The sequence below is a fragment of the Psychrobacter fozii genome (genome assembly GCF_003217155.1).
In the GTDB taxonomy this organism is placed as follows: domain Bacteria; phylum Pseudomonadota; class Gammaproteobacteria; order Pseudomonadales; family Moraxellaceae; genus Psychrobacter; species Psychrobacter fozii.
Genome location: NZ_QJSU01000012.1, coordinates 66,224 through 80,977 on the forward strand (window position 1 = coordinate 66,224; position 14,754 = coordinate 80,977).

General features: G+C 42.4%; 15 protein-coding genes. 3 read left to right on the forward strand and 12 right to left on the reverse strand.

What is annotated here, in order from left to right:
* Positions 1–38 precede the first annotated feature (38 nt).
* The gene (madL, locus tag DFP82_RS13665) at positions 39–440 is read right to left on the reverse strand and encodes a malonate transporter subunit MadL (protein ID WP_110924278.1); all 402 of its coding nucleotides are present in this window, start codon (positions 438–440) and stop codon (positions 39–41) included.
* A 328-nt stretch (positions 441–768) separates the two neighbouring features.
* Between madL and DFP82_RS13670 the strand changes: the two genes are divergently transcribed.
* A complete protein-coding gene (locus tag DFP82_RS13670; RefSeq protein WP_110924279.1) occupies positions 769–1,443 on the forward strand; it encodes a GntR family transcriptional regulator in 675 nt (224 codons plus the stop codon).
* 180 nt (positions 1,444–1,623) lie between these two features.
* Here the strand turns inward: DFP82_RS13670 and DFP82_RS13675 are convergent, their stop codons facing one another.
* The 3 genes from DFP82_RS13675 to DFP82_RS13685 all read right to left on the reverse strand — a co-directional run bounded on the left by DFP82_RS13675 (position 1,624) and on the right by DFP82_RS13685 (position 5,908).
* Positions 1,624–2,937: a DUF3100 domain-containing protein gene (locus DFP82_RS13675; protein WP_110924280.1), complete on the reverse strand. Its 1,314-nt coding sequence runs from the start codon at positions 2,935–2,937 to the stop codon at positions 1,624–1,626.
* A 148-nt stretch (positions 2,938–3,085) separates the two neighbouring features.
* On the reverse strand, positions 3,086–4,261 hold the full coding sequence (locus DFP82_RS13680) for a M20 aminoacylase family protein (protein ID WP_245905733.1): 1,176 nt from the start codon (positions 4,259–4,261) through the stop codon (positions 3,086–3,088).
* Positions 4,262–4,690: 429 nt separating this feature from the next.
* Positions 4,691–5,908, reverse strand: a complete 1,218-nt coding sequence (locus DFP82_RS13685) for an acetamidase/formamidase family protein (RefSeq protein ID WP_110924281.1) — start codon at positions 5,906–5,908, stop codon at positions 4,691–4,693.
* A 342-nt stretch (positions 5,909–6,250) separates the two neighbouring features.
* Between DFP82_RS13685 and DFP82_RS13690 the strand changes: the two genes are divergently transcribed.
* Together DFP82_RS13690 and DFP82_RS13695 are read left to right on the forward strand one after the other, a co-directional pair.
* A complete protein-coding gene (locus DFP82_RS13690; RefSeq protein ID WP_146221343.1) occupies positions 6,251–6,604 on the forward strand; it encodes a hypothetical protein in 354 nt (117 codons plus the stop codon).
* A gap of 129 nt (positions 6,605–6,733) precedes the next feature.
* Positions 6,734–7,051, forward strand: a complete 318-nt coding sequence (locus tag DFP82_RS13695; protein ID WP_110924283.1) for a hypothetical protein — start codon at positions 6,734–6,736, stop codon at positions 7,049–7,051.
* A gap of 161 nt (positions 7,052–7,212) precedes the next feature.
* Here the strand turns inward: DFP82_RS13695 and DFP82_RS13700 are convergent, their stop codons facing one another.
* The 8 genes from DFP82_RS13700 to DFP82_RS13735 all read right to left on the reverse strand — a co-directional run bounded on the left by DFP82_RS13700 (position 7,213) and on the right by DFP82_RS13735 (position 14,599).
* On the reverse strand, positions 7,213–7,626 hold the full coding sequence (locus tag DFP82_RS13700) for a PaaI family thioesterase (RefSeq protein ID WP_110924284.1): 414 nt from the start codon (positions 7,624–7,626) through the stop codon (positions 7,213–7,215).
* 126 nt (positions 7,627–7,752) lie between these two features.
* On the reverse strand, positions 7,753–8,295 hold the full coding sequence (locus tag DFP82_RS13705) for a DUF3124 domain-containing protein (RefSeq protein ID WP_110924285.1): 543 nt from the start codon (positions 8,293–8,295) through the stop codon (positions 7,753–7,755).
* Between the two features lie 69 nt (positions 8,296–8,364).
* Positions 8,365–9,069, reverse strand: coding sequence for a potassium channel family protein (locus tag DFP82_RS13710; protein ID WP_110924286.1), 705 nt, complete (start codon positions 9,067–9,069; stop codon positions 8,365–8,367).
* Between the two features lie 68 nt (positions 9,070–9,137).
* Positions 9,138–10,898 (reverse strand): potassium transporter TrkG, encoded by a 1,761-nt coding sequence (locus tag DFP82_RS13715; protein WP_110924287.1) that lies wholly within the window; start codon positions 10,896–10,898, stop codon positions 9,138–9,140.
* 186 nt (positions 10,899–11,084) lie between these two features.
* Complete coding sequence (locus DFP82_RS13720; RefSeq protein WP_110924288.1) at positions 11,085–12,029, reverse strand: DMT family transporter; 945 nt, start codon at positions 12,027–12,029, stop codon at positions 11,085–11,087.
* 8 nt (positions 12,030–12,037) lie between these two features.
* Positions 12,038–13,171, reverse strand: coding sequence for a flavin monoamine oxidase family protein (locus tag DFP82_RS13725; RefSeq protein ID WP_110924289.1), 1,134 nt, complete (start codon positions 13,169–13,171; stop codon positions 12,038–12,040).
* A 68-nt stretch (positions 13,172–13,239) separates the two neighbouring features.
* Positions 13,240–13,662: a tetratricopeptide repeat protein gene (locus tag DFP82_RS13730; RefSeq protein WP_110924290.1), complete on the reverse strand. Its 423-nt coding sequence runs from the start codon at positions 13,660–13,662 to the stop codon at positions 13,240–13,242.
* Between the two features lie 448 nt (positions 13,663–14,110).
* Complete coding sequence (locus DFP82_RS13735; RefSeq protein WP_110924291.1) at positions 14,111–14,599, reverse strand: M48 family metallopeptidase; 489 nt, start codon at positions 14,597–14,599, stop codon at positions 14,111–14,113.
* Between the last annotated feature and the right edge of the window lie 155 nt (positions 14,600–14,754).

A 14,754-nucleotide genomic window follows, 5' to 3' on the forward strand; every position in this document is an offset into this window, starting at 1 on the left:
TTCGTATATTATTAATAACTCTCATTTATAGATAAGAGTTATTCGACAACTACCTCTTTATCATCGTCCCATGTGAATGTGTCGTAATCGTTGGCCATGTTATTAAGCCAACGTACAACGAACACGGTCGCAGTCAGCGCAATAACAGAAACAACGGCTGCTACCATTCCACCAGATAGTGCAGCGACTACGTTTTGCTTGGCCGCCATTGCAACTACAATAGGAATATACATTCCTGCCCAATACAAAACTCCAAACTGCGTAGATTTCGGCAGCATACCTTTTTTGGCAAGCAGCTCTTTACCGATAATTAATAGAATCATTGCGATTGCTACACCGCCGACGTTGGCATCGACACCTAGTATTTGTCCCAATAGCCCACCGAGGAACACCCCGAGTAGATAACAAACTGCTAGCAAAGCAGTACCATATATGATCATAAAAACCTTCCTTGGATGTAAATGACAGCCGCTTTAGTAGTATCTAACTTGATACACGGACTGTATAAAATAAAAACCTCAATTGATAACAACCAGATAGAGAACCAAGTACGGGTAACTGTCGTTTGGTAATACTTTTTGAGGTTCTTTGACTTTCCCTATCTACCCCCTCCCCTTCACAAAGAATATCAGCCTTGATAAAGCTCAAAACCTTTGTAAGGATCTACCACCTACCACCCACTTGTTTGATATAATCTAATACAGTTGGTTTGAAAGTGCAACCATATTGTATTTATTAAATCACTTATTGTATACAAATGGAGTATTTATGAGTTTAATTGACGACTTACCTTTATCTGTACAAGTTAGTAAAAAGATAGAAGATGAAATTATTTACGGTCGTCTTCCACCTGGTACTAAACTTGATGAGGCAAAACTTTGTGAAAAATATGAGGTATCCAGAACACCTATCCGTGAGGCTCTAAAGCTTTTAGCATCTGAAGGTTTGGTAGAAATCCGCCCTCGTAGAGGCGCAATTATCCCTACACTAAATATCGTGACGCTGTTTGAGATGTTTGAGGTGATGGCCTATCTTGAAGGTATGTGTGGACGGTTGGCTGCTCGAAGAATTAATGAGGAAGAGAAAGTTGAGCTATTGGCGCTGCATAATGAATGTAAAGCGTATTTGATGGAAGGGAATACAGAAAGCTATTATGAAGCAAATAGAAAATTCCATTTTTTCCTGTATCAACTCAGTCATAACAGTTTTCTGATAGAGCAAGCCAGTAACTTACATAACCGACTGCACCCTTATAGACGACTACAGTTGCGAGTAAACAATCGAATGCAGCACTCTTTTGAGGAACATCAAAGCATCGTGGATGCCGTTATCAATTCTGATGAAGATTTGGCTGAGCGTTTGATTAAAGAGCACGTGTCAGTTCAGGGAGAGAAGTTTACAGACTTGGTGGCAACGATGAGTCCTGATAATACTAAAGACTAGACGATTTAATAATTTTTTCTAGAAAAAGGCTCCTACATTCCTACCAAAATTATTGCAAAAACACTTCCATGATCCATTTAACAGAAACCCGAAGATTTAAGTTCATTAAATCCTCGGGTTTTTTAGTTTGAACGATTAATCTACAGTCGGTTCAATATCAGAGCTCAAAGTAAGCACTTACTACAGCATCACTTGTGCAATCATAGCCGAACCGATGAACGTGCCTGTAAAGGTCAGTATCGCAACCACTGCAATCTTAAATCCAGATTTTTTGAATAAATCCACTTCCATTTGCGAGATAGCAAAACCAGCGTACGCAAGCACAGGTGTCAGTAATTGTAATACACCCATTTTCGCAGTTTCTTCCAACACATAGGCGTTAAACGGAAACTGTGGCAAGGATATAAGGATAGCCACAATCGATATCCATGCGATAGCAGGCACGTTGAAAGGGATGACTCGTTTGAGTAATATACCGACCACACAGCAAGCAAACAGAATCAGCATGGCAGGTAATCCATCGATTGGATCAACGCCTTGCCCTACCCAGTTACTGAGTAGCAGTACCACACATATCATGGCTAGCAAGATGAATGTCTGTCCCATCGACAATACGGCAGGCTCTTCCATAACCGCACCGAAATCTGTGTCGGTAGTAGCGTCTGCAGTGTTCTTTTTAAATTTGCTAACGAACTTATATAAAAACTCTGTGAAAGGTAGCGCGACAAATAAGCTAACGAATAGTCCAGTGGCATAGGTCAATAAGTTAGACGTCGCGGCAAATGCTGTAATTGTTTCAGCTTGATCCGGCACTGTCTCTGCCAACGCAGCTGAACACGCACCCATCATACTACCACTACCGATACCACAAGCCATGGCAAGCGCTCGAACATCCATGATGTCCATAGAGGCAATGATGCCTGCCATCAATGAAAAGTAAATGGCACCAAACAAAGTACCCATTACATAGACGCCCATCACACCGATACCTTCGGCGCTTTGAAGACCATATTTATCAGCAATCAACGCCACATTAGGCTCACGAGCAACCGAGTGTGTTGCACCGATAGCCTCTCTTCCCATACCAAAGACTAATACTGCAACCGGTAATGCAATCAGTACAGTCGCTACATTACCCAGCTCTTGTAATAGCAACGCAGGACCTGCCGCTATGATCTGTTCGATATTAGGACCAACCCCCACACCGAACTTTGCAATGAAAGGCATGATGCTTAATAAAATTGCATAACTGGCAAACTTGGCGCGTTTTTTGGTTATGACCGCCTTCATAGAAGGAATGACGTTTGGGTTGAGTAGAATTGCAAAGATAAAAGCATAAAGTAGAGGTAGTAATACCAAAATACCAATGCCGATAGGAATCTTAATAATACCGATCCATTCTGCCAGTAATGACACAGCAATGACCAATAAATGCAGCTTCCAATCCAGTAGGTGCTTTGTCATTGTCGGTGACAACACGCTATTATTATTCATATCAATTCTCTTTGTATATGATTACTGTATATTTTAATCGTTCAAGTTTCGAAGCGACTTTTTATGAAGAAGCTTTTTATAAAGAAGCTTCTTACGAAGACGCTTTTTATGAAGCAACTGTCCATCAAGAGTTTTTATAAAGTTTTTCTTATGCAGATATTTTCGGTAATTCAGACTCAACTAGAGACACCCAAACCTTTATACCAGTTTCAATAGCATCGTCATTGAAATCATAGGCTGCATTGTGCAAAGGTTTGGACGGCGTACTGCCATCAACGCCCAACCAAAAATAAGCGCCTTTCACGACTTGGCTCATGAATGAGAAATCTTCAGAAGCCATTGATGGTTCTACGTCCGTGTTTACCTTGTCAGCACCCAATGCTTTGGTAGCAGCTTCTTTTATTTCAAGATAAGCCTGACTGTCATTGGTGGTCACTGGATAACGGATATGATAATCCATCTCGCCTGTGACGCCATATAACGGTGGCAATGTCGTCACCATTTCTGTGAGCAAACTCTGTAGAGACTGGCGTACATCCATATCAAAACTACGTACCGTACCCTTTAGAATTGCTACATCAGGAATGACATTGGTCGTGTCCCCACTATTCATCTGCGTGACACTGATGACGCCTGACTGCAATGGTGATATGCGGCGCGAGATAATCGACTGAATGTTCGTAATAAGTGCGGCACCCGCTGCAATAGGATCAGCGCCTAAATGCGGCATGGCAGCATGCGTGCCTTTACCAGTTAGGGTGATTTCAAACGTATCAAAAGACGCCATCATCGGACCATCATTCACGGCGATTTGACCCACAGGCAGACCCGGCCAGTTATGTAGCCCATAAACAGCATCCATTGGGAACTTATCAAATAAGCCATCATCGATCATGGCTTTAGCACCGCCCAAGACTTCTTCGGCAGGTTGAAAGATTAGGTGAATAGTACCGCTAAAATTCTTATTTTCACTCAGATACTTAGCCGTACCTAGCAACACTGAAGTATGACCATCATGGCCACAGGCATGCATACAGTTTGCATGCGTAGACTTATGCTCAACGTCGTTTTGCTCTTCAATGGGCAAAGCATCGATATCGGCTCTTATGCCAATGGTAGGTCCTGTGCCGTTTTTTAATGTGCCGACAACGCCAGTACCACCCAATCCTTGATGAACCTCAATTCCAAAAGACTGTAACTTATCAACGATAAATGACGAGGTTTTGAATTCTTTAAACCCTAGCTCAGGTTGGCTATGAATCTGTTTACGCCATTGTTTGACTTCGTCCAGTAATGCGTCATTAACCGACATTGAAACTGACATTGACTCTCTCCTTTGAGATTATTTATTGATAAAAACCATGTAAAACTGATGCAGACTATTGCTATTCTCATATCACAGTAGCCACGCTTAAATACGCAAACTGATAGTAGTTTTTAGAAAAACAAATAAGCCACTCAAAGTGGCTTATTTTGTATAACCAGATATAGATGTGGCTTTGTTGTTTTTCTAAAGACAGTATATTAGCCTATCTACACGTATTGAGAAACCTAACTGTCACAACTTTGGGCGAAATGCCCGTCTGTGAATGTATTAGCTTGATTTGTAGTCAACAAATAACCAGTAACTTGGACTTTGTACTGCTTGTTAATCACTCAATTAGAAACCCTTGAGAGCTATCATGCTGCCTTCAAGGGCTCTAACTAGAAGGGTTCTAACTAGCTGATGATAACTTTACTGTCATTTATTAAATTACTTATCGAACTCTTTAAAATCTGCTTTACGAATTTTAGCGTGGATGCCTTTGGTTTTATCCACGACCTGTGATACTTCAAAATCTGTAGCAGCACTGAGGTAAGCATAAGCGGTCGCTTCATCAATATCGTACTCTTGATTTAAAAAGCGGATGGCTTCACGAGTCGACTTTTTCATCGCTTCATCCAAATCTTCATCTAGCCCTGGCGTGATCCAAAACTCCGCATTTTCTGCTAAAGGTTGAACAATTTCTTTACCAGGGATTTTATCCTTGCCAGCTTTTAATAAGGTAAATTTGAACGTGGCACGCGCAGAGGCTTCAAGTGCCGTTAACGCAACCTCACCATCGCCTTGTGCAAAGTGACTGTCACCCGTGTAAAACAACGCGCCAGCAACTTGTACAGGGTAGTAAACGGTTGAACCTGCACCCAATTCATTGATATCGATGTTGCCGCCATACATAGCAGGTGGCACAGAGTGTACTTTATCTGAGGTATTGGCTGCGACGCCCATCAAACCCATAAAAGGCTCAAGTGGAAAACGGATAGATTTGCCAGAGTCGGTCTTTAGCACACCCTCATAGTCGCCTTTGGCATTTTTTTCTATCGGGGTAAACACGGACACATTGCCATAACGCTCAGGATGAGCAGCGGAAGCATTGGCTTGTTTTGGAATTTTCGGGAACTCTCCTGCTAAAGCACCTTTACCATGGCGATTAGAGATAACGCCATAAGGCACTCGCGGCTCAACTTTGATGACTTCTACTTTTAAAATATCGCCCGGTTGTGCGCCTTTAATCTCAATCGGTCCTGTCACAATATGCGGGCCATCTTTATCAAAGTCATGATCTAATTTGGATTGCGTGATTTTCTTTGCTTCATCCAAGATGAATTCATCTTTGACCCCTTTAGACTTAAAGTATTTGGCGGCATCACGCCCCTGATCTTCGAGCAAGCCTTCATGTGAGACTGTATCAAACGTTACCACGCTACCAGAGGTCACGGACATAATAGGTTTGGCATCTTTGTTCGGCAAATACCCCCACGTTATCGTATCTAGAGTCGAAGGTACGTAATAATTCCCTTTGTATTCGCCATTTGTTAGCTGCGTGGGTTTATCTGACATCTGCTTAAGCACAGTAAAGTCTTCTGCCTGAGCTGCCGATACGCCTAGTGCACTGAGAACGAATAATGAAAGAACTGTATTTTTAAACATAGAATATACCCTTGATAAATGAAACATAACAACAATGTTTTGCATCTAAGGTAGCGCAAGTTTTATGCCACAGAAAAATCCGTCTTATCGCTTAATTTGAGTAGAAAAAGCACTGTTTTGATACAACTTACTGCTCCAGTGAGGTGCTTTTATATATAAAAAGAATGGTTTTAGTGCATGTTCATATAAATGCCATATGGCATGTGTAAACAATACTTAATGACAATCGTTACCTTTCTTCAAGTTTCATAAATATACGTAACATTGCAATCGTTTATCATCTCTTCTATCGAACGTGTAACGCGTTACCACTGTGCTGTACCACAATAGGAAATAACAATAATGAAAAAACTAATAATAAGCCTAATGCTAGCAACCTCTACTTGCGTTGCTATGATGGGATCAGCCAACGCGGCGCTACACGACTCATCAAAATACAGCACCCAAGTACAAAACCATAAAGATAATGACAGTGCACATAAAAATAAAGCAGTAACGCAGCAGACAGCCAAGCAGCAACCAGCGGCTAAAGTCGTCAAAAAGACTGGCCAGACCAATAATAAAAAGCAGTCTGTAAACACAAAAGCTGTCACGCCAAAAAAATCTACAGCACAACAACAACCTAGCAAGTCTAAAAACGTAACATCTGACCATAAATCGAAAGACAGTAAATACGACAAAAATCATAAGTCTTAATTAAGTAAAAAATCTCGACTGTGATATTAGGTATCTTTAACAGATATCCAATATCACGCTCTAATACTGGTTACGCTATATCCTGCTAGCAATGTAGTAGCCTATTTTCTGTGTAAAAGGAGTTTTATCATGAAATACAAACTGACTCGTACCAATCAACAGTTACTACTGGGCTTAGCCGTATTTGGATCGACCATCATGCCGGTGACTTCTGCAGTTGCTATATTGCCACTGGGCTCAGAGTTTTTTCAGACAGAGTTATCTGAAACCACGTCTAGCACCGAAACAGCATTGATTAAAAAAGCGTTATCCAAAGAAGGCAATTTGAAGAGAGAGAACGAACATCTCACAGCTTTTAGTAATAAATCAAAATTTTCAACGTTAATTAGAGAAAGTAAGCAGTTTAGAGATCTTGAAAAACACAACACCGATATACTGCATGACTAAAAACCTCTTAGACGTGATAAGTGGTTAGGGCGTATCCTCAATTCAATCGATAGTCATCTAAATGGGTTAAAAACGGGGACACGCCCTAGTATCCAAATATTGGAAGAGCACCTATTTTTTGAGTGATATGTTTCTTAAGTAATAGGTTGCTATGAAAAGGGCTAAATACTTTTGGGCGGTACAGAATACGTGCCAACTACGTGAGCCACGACATCATCAGAGCCTTCTGAATAAAGAGACACCTCACCTACTATCAGCGTACGCCCTACTTTCATCAAGGTACATTCGGCGATAATACGAGCATCTGCTGATGGCTTTCGCAAAAAGTTGATGGTCAGACTTGTCGTTACTGTCAGTGGGACGATGCCGATTCTTCCGAGTATCGCCACATAGATGGCGACATCAGCCACGGCCATCATGACGGGGCCAGAGACTGTGCCACCAGGGCGCAGCTCATCTATACCAATATCGTGCGATAAAATCGCGCCCTTTTCACTGACTGCCTCGACGACACATTTGGTTTGTGGAAACTCCAATGCCATAAAGGCACTGATTTCTTCTTTGGTTGCAGACATAATTCTTCCTTGAATTGAATGGTCCTTGTTGTTTTGCCTGATATATTTCTACAGTTTTTTTAGGTAACAAAGTAAAAGAGTCTTCACTTTTTTAGTAATTTAAATCACGCACCCTCTGTTCACATATCAATGTATCACTGGCGTGCCTTCCGTACTAAAGGCAAATCCTTTATTGCTAAAGTTACCAATCATAACGGCTTCGATAACTGGTTTAACCGTTTCATCTATGCCTTCGACTTCGATAATAAAGTTGGCACCTGAGCCACCTTTGTTCTCTTCTTTTTCGACGATATAATTGAGCGTGGCCATCGCTGGTAGCTCGATGGGTTTGTTTAGATATGACTTTACCAGTGCCCCATCCGTATCGTAATAATCAATTTTATTGATATACAGTGATTTTTTGAACGTCGTATTACGCACGCTCAGCGTCGCCGACAGTAGCACTTTGCGAGCGTCTCTATCGGTATAGATATCAGAATAAATCGGCACGTAAAAGGTTTGCTTATAACCGAACTGACTGTGATCCACGTCTGAGGTAATCTCTAATGCTTCAATCGGATCTTTTTGATGCTCGGATAGAAGGACGTTCGGGTCTTGTGCGGACTCATCACAGCCTGACAGCAGTGCCATTACAGCGATCAATAGAACGGAGACTCTGCGCTTATTCATAATAATTCCCCTGTGGCCTCAGCATCACTGCGATTGGCAAACCGTTATTTGATTTTTACACCTTTATTTTTACACCTTTATTTTTACACCCACACTACGTAAGAACTGGTTGATGTGTTTATTGGCACCATAAATAACCAATACATCTCGCTCTTGCAATACCTGCTCAGGCATCGCCAAACCTTGAATACTAGGCTTACTCTGCGTACGACCAAAGCTGTCTTCATAATACTCATAGCGCATGGTACTAAGCAATCGGATATTGAACCTTTGCTCCAACTGTAACTCATCAACAGTGTTACCGATTAGAACGTTTGGAATCTTAATCTCTACCATACTGAAGTTATCGCTCAACTCAAACGAATCGACAAAGTAACGTAGCGACAGTCGTTTGGCCCAGCGATTGGCTGCTTCTTTTTCAGGGTGAATCAAATCATCTACACCGATAGCTTGTAAGACTTTTTCGTGCAGCGGGTTGATACTACGGCTGATTAAACGTTTGGCTTTTAAGGTTTTAAACAGTGCCGTTGCCATGACGTTCGCACCTTGGTCTTCCCCAATGGCTACGATAACAATATCAGTATCAGCGATTGGTAATCCACTAACAGCATACTCGTCGGTGGCATCCATACAGAGAGTATGAGAGATGACTTCTTTATAGGCTTCTACCCTTTGCATACTACTATCAATGGCAATCACTTCATGGCCTTGACTGGTCAACGCCGAACCCAGCGATGCACCAAAATTCCCTAGACCTACGATGATATATCTCATAATCTTTATGACCTTCTTCTAGTATTTTTTGCTATTTTTTAAAAGCGAACCCGTTTGTTTTTTATGAATTAGTTAATCGTAATCTCTTCAGTGGGATAGCGATAATTGCGTTGGCGCATATTTTTGAGCAGCGCAATAAATATCGTCAGCATACTAACTCGCCCAACGAACATAATGACCGAAACCACGATTTTACTGAAATCTGATAAGCCTGCTGTTAGATTCAAGCTTAGCCCCACCGTGCTATAAGCTGAGAAACACTCAAACACCACTTTAATCAAATCCAGCTCTGGCTGATCATAACTAATGAGCGTTACGCCCGTACCGATGACGAGTAGCGACAGCCACATAATAGAAAATGCGCGGCGTACGGAAATCTCAGCAATCTCTCGTTTGAATATCTCTATCTTGGTCTGCCCACGTGCCAGACTCAACGTATTCAATAGCGCAATCGCAAAGGTACTGGTTTTAATACCACCACCTGTCGAGTTTGGCGAGGCACCAATCCACATCAAAAATATCGTCAGCATCACGGTCGGAAACGTGAGCGTACCCATATCGATGACATTGAATCCTGCGGTACGCGGAGTAGCAGCAGTAAAGAAGCCAGTCACTAGCTTTCCAAAGAAGCTGGTATGCTCAGCGAGCACGTTATTGTATTCAAATATCATCACGCCGATCAGACCAACCAGCAATAATGCACCTGTGGTAATCAAAGTAATACGGCTATTAATATTGAGCAACCAAGGCTGATAAATGTAGCGCTGGTCATGACGATATATCAGCCGCTGAGCACGATGACGCAAATATCTCAGTACATTGACGACGATGGTGAAACCCATACCACCAAAGATAAATGTCATGGCAATGATAAGCTGTAGTGGATAATTAAAACGGAGCGACTCGTCATACAAGCCCGCACTAAAGGTAGAAAACCCCGCATTACAAAAAGCAGAAATCGCATGAAAGACAGAAAAGAATAATTGCTCAGACCAACTCATATCAGGGATGTCGTAGATGCTAATATAAATCAGAGCCGCCGCCACTGCCTCGACAGCAAAGGTGACGTACAAGATAGATTTGAGTGTCGAGACCACATTACCCATACCGCGCATGTAAGACATCTCGCTGATACTTGCTTGCGTCTCATAGCTGACGCCGCCCTTAAAAAAGTAGCTAAAATACGTCACAAAGGTCAGAATACCCAAGCCGCCGATTTGTATCAGCCCCATGATGATGACTTGGCCGAAAGTCGTAAAATAGGTCGCCGTATCGACAACGATAAGCCCCGTCACACAAACCGCACTGGTCGCCGTAAAGAGTGCATCAACAAAAGACAACGGTTGCGTCGTCGCATTGGGCATCATTAGTAGTAGCGCGCCAACCAATATCACTACTAAAAAGCTCAGAATAAAAAACTGTGCGGGGTGCAGAAAGGTACGATTGAGATTAAAATTATGATCAGAGAGTTCGCGGATAAAGGTGACGAACACGGCTATTTTGATTGCAACAAATCCATCAACCGCAGCGGACAATCCCGAGCGCACTAGGTCTGTGAAATGCGCGGTTAATAGAATGATAATTGCGATGCTGGTCAGTGCGTCAAAGACAGCAACTTTGTTAAAAGTTAGCGGCTTTTCTGTGTAGATATAGCGACCAGCAGTCACTATAAAACTTAAAAAGATAATCACTAGATAAAAAATATGGAACACTTGCTGTAGCCACGTCGGTAGTGTAAAACCACTATCGAATAGAGCAATCGCTACTCCGATGACACTAATGAGAATCGTAAAATTGTTTAATAATCGATAACGCGTGGCTGCATTCATAGCCTGAGTCCATGACAACAATAACCACGATACTTATACTCCTTTTTTATCGTATCTACAAAAAGTGATTTAAGTTAATCGTAACCAATTATTGAGCCAGAATAGACACTAATTGTGAAAGCAACATGAAAGGATACTCGCAAGGACATCGCGTATTTAATAGATTTTCAGTTTGATAGCTATTTGCTAAACATCCTCTTTGGCTACCCTCGCTATTTTCACTCCACCCCATGTCACTAGAGCTACGCCAATGGCTATTAATGTAGCCCCTAAGAATAAGCCTTCTGGTGGCTGCTCTCCTTGCAAAAATATAGCGACAGGTACACCGACAATTGCCCCTACCGATCCTAACAAGCTCAATAGCACTGGCCCACCTGTTTTTTGTAGCAGAAATAACAACAAAAACTGACCAGCAAACACACAAGATTGGACAGCGATTAAACCTAATGGCAACAGCCGTTCTCGTGGTATGTCGATAGAAAAGTCAGATAAAGTACTAAAGAGCATCAGCAACAGAGCCGCCGCGATCAGCATACCTGGAGCGAGTGCGCTAGGAGATGCCTTATCAGGCCAACGTAGTGTGCGATATATATTGCCAATGGCGAGTAAGACAGGACCGCAAAGCGCGATTAATATCCAAAAAATACTGGCATCTGGCGCAGAGAATTTATGCACAGCCAATACCCCAGCCCCCAACAGTGCGGTAGCCACGCCAGAAGCACGGATGACATTGAATGTCTCTATGCGTAGGGCCAGTGCCCCGAGGTAGGTAAGAAGTGGTGGTAGCGAGATAGTCAGCGCAACGAAACCTGCCCCGACATGAGGGATAGCAGAAAACAGCAATAAATTGGAACCTGCAACGCTGACCAGTGCCGCGATAAAATAGTACTCAAAGCTACGCGTGCTAAACGGCGGGGACTCATGCCTTACTAGTGCAACAATTGATAAAATGAAGGCCGCACCAGTGATAGACCAAAACAGAAAGGCTAATGGCGTCAAACCTATGTCGCCTGCATATTTCGCCAAATTGGTTGAGATACCGGTGAGTGCACCGCCAGTCAACAAGCAAGCGAAAGGAATCAGCCATGTGTTTCTGTTGCGAGATATTTGCTGTTCCGTAGGCTCACTCATCAACGATCCTATAAGCTTTGTACCGCTTTGCTTGCCGCGTCGATTGCACCAGCGACATAGCCAGAAAACGGCACTGACCACTCACTACCGCAACCTGTTAGACAGTCCTGCCACTCGCCTGTCTTTGGTTTTGATAGCGGTGCTACAGCATGCTGACCTGCGCCACTCGCATCAGCAGCCGTCGCGGTAAATACATCTTGAGACCAGTCTTTGATATATTCAGCCTTTGGTTTGTCTGCTTGCGCGCCAAATAGACGTACCATCTGCGCTCGGCAATGTGCTTTTAGCGCCATCTCTGAAACGCTTTGGCGTACCTTAACGGGAACACCAAAGAAACCAAACACCGCACCTTCGCCCTTTTCTGACGAGGCATCGTGAATCTCAGTAAGCGGCCCTATCGCACTTCTTGCTGCACCCGAGAGACCGTTATCTCGCCAAAATGGTGAGTCATAAACTGCCACATACTTGGCATGTGGTGCCATCCAAGTGGCTGTTTCTCGCCACTCTATCGCTAAATCTTGCGGTAAAGCAGGTTCAAATACGATGTTACTAACCGCCAACCGAGGTGGTAGCGCAAGTAATACATGCTGCGCTTGATAAGTGATTATTTGACCAGCATTGATATGTTCAGAGCCATACTCACTGTCTATTTTAATATGATGACCAGTCTTGGTTAAGCGTCTTACTGTCTGTCCCGTTACGATACGCTTGGCATCCAAGCGAGCGTATAAAGCATCAGTTAGCGCCGTCAGTCCACCCACGAGGCGCATAGATGGTGGCGAGCTCTGATAACCTTGCGCACGAATAGGCAGCTCACTAGCACCACGTTCTACCATCATATCGCCCTCTTCGAACTGAGCGAAACGTGTCAAATTTAATGTTTCAATAAGACTGCTCAGCTGCGGCTGATACTCTGGCCAAAACCACGACGGCCCTAAATCAAAGCCATCGTTTGATTTCTCACGATTAATACTTTGACTGCTAGCATTCTGAGCTACTGATGATTTGGCAACAGTGATACGCCCGCCCAATCTATCACGAGCCTCTATCAACATATAGTCGATGCCTTTTTGTTCTAATAAGAAGGCAGCATACAATCCGCTTAATCCGCCACCGACGATCACCACTGGTACGTTTTGCATATCAAATACGTCCTATCTCATCAAGTACATTTAATCAGGACTACTCGATCAAAATTGTTCGAGTGAAACTACTCACCCAACAACTTAGTCAGCATCTCATCTATCTCAACCTTAAATTCTTTATCTTCAATCTTATTTGCCGTGATTTTGGCATTTTGTAGACTTTGAATAGCCGCTTCTTTGTTACCTGTCTCAAGCTGTAGCACCGCCATAGAAAAAGCAATCGACGACAGATGATCTTTCGAATTGATCGCCGTGGCTTTAGCTAGTGCTTTGTCATAAATGACCAGCGCTTCGTCCAAATCTTCTGTAAAGTCAGCAAGCGTTTCCCACTGCTCTGGATGATCTTTGTCTGTGTTTTCGTTATCCGTACAGACGGCTTTTAGCTCAGCATAAAACGCATCAAATTTTTCTTGATTACCGATACGGTCAGCCTCTAGTAACTCTTCTGCCAATTTATAAATAGATTTATATATTTTGGTATTAATCATTGCTTACAACCTTTTATTGACTTGGGGTATAGATTATTTGGTTAGGATTATAACGTAATTCTAGGGCGTGTCCTCATTTTAAAAATGGTGATAAAAATGAGATAAATTGCAGTCAAACAAAGAAAATAGCGCAGATAATATCGGGATATTAACCAGCTATTTAACGATGTTTGGCAAAATTTAGCCATTTTTAGCCCGTTTAGATATGATCAATTGAATTGAGGACACGCCCTAGCGGCTCAGATGATTGCTACAGAAAAGGACACGATATTTATATGGCCGTTATTAAGATAACTATTAAGATTGCTATGAACCTTATTAGGGTTGCTATTCATACTATAGTCGATTCAATTTAAAAGTAGTACAAGGCAACCGAGTGTAGATGTATATTTGATACTTCAAGCGAGGTTAACGCTGTCATACTTTTATAGTGGAATGACTATTAGGGTTACAACTCTCGCCAGTGCAGCCAAAGCCGAGTATCTAGCTCAAACTGGTGATATTCGGGCTCCATATGGCAGCATAATTGATAAAACGCTTTGTTATGGTCATGCTCTTTAAAATGCGCCAACTCATGCACGACAATCATGCGCAAAAATTCAGGCGGCGCTTCTTGAAACAAGCTGGCCACCGTAATGCTGTTGTGCGATTTGAGCTTGCTGCCTTGTATGCGAGACTGGGTGGTATGAATACCTAGCGCATATTTGAGAACTTTTAACTTGCTGCTATAGCTGACATTCGATAGCTGTCCCACTTTGCGCATATACTGGTTTTTAATATCATTGATATACTGATAAAGAGCCTTATCACTTTTTATTTGGTGCTGAGTCGGATACTTTTTTTCTAAATAAGCACCCAAATTACCATCGCTAATGAGTAATGCCGCTTGGGTTTGAACTTGCTCAGAATAATGAGCGATGTACTTTAATTTGGTCACGAACCTATCCTTTACTGATGCATTACCACGTATCGACGCGGTCTAAATGAATTTTACCTTATATTGGTGCGCTTTATTAGAGCGTGTCATCATTTAGGTTGTGAGGCATAAACAAACCCCATAAGCTGAATTCAACTTATGGGGTTATTTCTTAC

Coding starts and splice junctions, on each gene's coding strand:
- DFP82_RS13680 (WP_245905733.1), bottom strand. CDS start 4,261: ATGTCAGTTTCAATGTCGGTTAATGACGCATTACTGGACGAAGTCAAA.
- DFP82_RS13675 (WP_110924280.1), bottom strand. CDS start 2,937: ATGAATAATAATAGCGTGTTGTCACCGACAATGACAAAGCACCTACTG.
- DFP82_RS13710 (WP_110924286.1), bottom strand. CDS start 9,069: ATGAGATATATCATCGTAGGTCTAGGGAATTTTGGTGCATCGCTGGGT.
- DFP82_RS13700 (WP_110924284.1), bottom strand. CDS start 7,626: ATGTCTGCAACCAAAGAAGAAATCAGTGCCTTTATGGCATTGGAGTTT.
- DFP82_RS13725 (WP_110924289.1), bottom strand. CDS start 13,171: ATGCAAAACGTACCAGTGGTGATCGTCGGTGGCGGATTAAGCGGATTG.
- DFP82_RS13720 (WP_110924288.1), bottom strand. CDS start 12,029: ATGAGTGAGCCTACGGAACAGCAAATATCTCGCAACAGAAACACATGG.
- DFP82_RS13730 (WP_110924290.1), bottom strand. CDS start 13,662: ATGATTAATACCAAAATATATAAATCTATTTATAAATTGGCAGAAGAG.
- DFP82_RS13705 (WP_110924285.1), bottom strand. CDS start 8,295: ATGAATAAGCGCAGAGTCTCCGTTCTATTGATCGCTGTAATGGCACTG.
- DFP82_RS13670 (WP_110924279.1), top strand. CDS start 769: ATGAGTTTAATTGACGACTTACCTTTATCTGTACAAGTTAGTAAAAAG.
- DFP82_RS13715 (WP_110924287.1), bottom strand. CDS start 10,898: ATGAATGCAGCCACGCGTTATCGATTATTAAACAATTTTACGATTCTC.
- DFP82_RS13695 (WP_110924283.1), top strand. CDS start 6,734: ATGAAATACAAACTGACTCGTACCAATCAACAGTTACTACTGGGCTTA.
- DFP82_RS13685 (WP_110924281.1), bottom strand. CDS start 5,908: ATGTTTAAAAATACAGTTCTTTCATTATTCGTTCTCAGTGCACTAGGC.
- DFP82_RS13690 (WP_146221343.1), top strand. CDS start 6,251: ATGAAAAAACTAATAATAAGCCTAATGCTAGCAACCTCTACTTGCGTT.
- madL (WP_110924278.1), bottom strand. CDS start 440: ATGATCATATATGGTACTGCTTTGCTAGCAGTTTGTTATCTACTCGGG.